General features: G+C 59.2%; 2 protein-coding genes. Both read left to right on the top strand.

Annotation, left to right across the window (positions count from 1 at the left end; translation table 11 throughout):
• A partial coding sequence (locus tag EOA75_RS32225; protein ID WP_164747733.1) for an FAD:protein FMN transferase occupies positions 1 to 482 on the top strand: 482 nt, incomplete at its 5' end.
• A complete protein-coding gene (locus EOA75_RS32220) occupies positions 479 to 1,990 on the top strand; it encodes an RnfABCDGE type electron transport complex subunit D (protein ID WP_127326091.1) in 1,512 nt (503 codons plus the stop codon). The genes EOA75_RS32225 and EOA75_RS32220, both read left to right, overlap by 4 nt.
• Positions 1,991 to 2,054 lie beyond the last annotated feature (64 nt).

Genomic DNA, 2,054 nt, shown 5'->3' with positions numbered 1-2,054 from the left:
CCGACGGTTCGCTCGATCCGTCCGGAATCGTCAAGGGATGGGCCATCAACAATGCCGCTGGTATCGTCCACAAGGCCGGCTTCAGTGATTTCTTCATCGAAGCCGGAGGCGACATCCAGTCATGCGGAAAGAACGCCTCACATCTCGACTGGAGCGTCGGCATCCGCAATCCGTTCAATACGGATGAGATCATCAAGATCATTTATCCACGCGGTCGCGGCGTCGTCACTTCTGGTACCTATGCACGCGGCCACCACATCTACAATCCCTATGCGTTTGGCGATCCGATCGCTGAGATCGTGAGTCTGACGGTCATAGGATCCGATGTGCTCGAAGCCGATCGCTTCGCCACCGCAGCCTTCGCCATGGGCAGGGGTGGTATCCAGTTCATCGAGCAAACTCCCGGCCTTGAGGGATATGTCGTCGACATCAACGGCCGCGCCACGCCGACAACCGGCTTCGGAGACCTGTGCAAACCATGATCAAGGCAGTCGATCGGTTCCTCGACCACCTGACTATGTACAGGCTGGTGCGCTACTATCTAGTGGCTCTAATTGTCGCGGCCTTCGTCTTCGGCATTATCAAGCTCGTGCCGCATGATCCACTCGCGCTCGCCTTCACCACGGCACTGGCACTCTCGACCTGTTGGATCACCAACAGGGTTTTCGCACTGGTCTTCGAGATTCCAGCAAACAGTGAATCCGTCTACATCACCGCACTCATTCTGGCCCTCATCCTCGATCCGGTGGCTGTGACCGACCTCAAGGGCATTGGGGCTGTCGCATTCGCCTCTGTCTGGGCGATCTCATCCAAATTCATCTTCGCCGTCGGTCGAAAACACCTTTTCAATCCTGCGGCCCTCGGCGTGGCTTTGTCGGCGCTGCTGCTGGACAACCCCGCCACCTGGTGGGTCGGTGGCAATTCGTGGCTGCTTCCCCTGGTGCTGAGCGGCGGCATTCTTGTTGTCCGCAAGCTCCGTCGCCTGGATCTCGTCACGACATTTATTGCCGCGGCGCTGGTGACCATCCTGGCGACAACCGAGCCCGCACAATATGGCGATGTGCTCAAGGAAACGCTGGGTTCGTCGCCGCTGCTGTTCTTCGCCTTCGTGATGCTGACCGAACCACTGACAGCTCCGACACAACGCTGGCCGCGCATTATTTTTGCCTGCATTGTCGGCGTCCTGTTCGCACCCAACATCCACATCGGCTCGTTCTATTTCACGCCCGAGCTTGCACTTCTAACGGGCAACCTTTTCGCCTACTCGGTGAGCCCGAAAGGGCGCTTCGTGCTGACCTTGGAAGGCATCGAACAGACCGCCGCGGACAGCTATGACTTCATCTTCAGGTCGCCGCGAAAGCTTGCCTTCCAGGCGGGTCAATACCTTGAATGGACGCTTGGCCTCAACCGCTCCGACAATCGCGGCAACCGGCGCTACTTCACTGTCGCCTCGTCGCCGACCGAGCAATCGGTACGGCTTGGAGTCAGGTTCCATCCGCAATCGAGCGCGTTCAAGCAGGCACTTGGCAGCATGAGGCCCGGCGCCGCGATTCACGCCTCACAACTGGCTGGCGATTTCACGCTACCGTCTGACCAGCAGGTCAAGATCGCTTTCTTAGCCGGCGGCATCGGCATCACGCCATTCCGTTCGATGCTGCAATACCTCATCGATCGCAAGGAACTGCGTCCCATCGTTGTCCTTTACGGAACGGAGAGCCAGGGGGACATCGCCTATCGAGAAGTGCTTGGCTCGGCGTGGCGCGAGCTGGGTATAAGGACGTTCCACGCCGTAGCCAAGGACGCAGGGCGCGGCCAATATGCGGGCTATGTCGACGCCCGCCTGGTGCGCGTCACCATGCCCGACTATCTCGAACGCACGTTCTACATCTCCGGCCCGCAAGCAATGGCGAAGGCTCTGCGCCAGCAGCTCCTTGCCATGGGCGTTCGCCGTTCGAGAATAAAGGTCGACTATTTCCCCGGTTTTGCCTGAGATCTCAGCCATGCTGAGGCAAGCTGATAGTCACCGCCAAACCAGGGCCGGCATCGGCCATTGC

Source organism: Mesorhizobium sp. M1A.F.Ca.IN.022.07.1.1, assembly GCF_003997575.1.
Lineage (GTDB): Bacteria > Pseudomonadota > Alphaproteobacteria > Rhizobiales > Rhizobiaceae > Mesorhizobium.
The sequence above is the reverse complement of the archived record's forward strand: the minus strand, read 5'-3'. Positions and strand labels throughout refer to the sequence as shown.

What these genes read in the sequence shown, in the direction of transcription:
- EOA75_RS32220 (WP_127326091.1), top strand. Translation starts at nt 479, where the DNA reads ATGATCAAGGCAGTCGATCGGTTCCTCGACCACCTGACTATGTACAGG.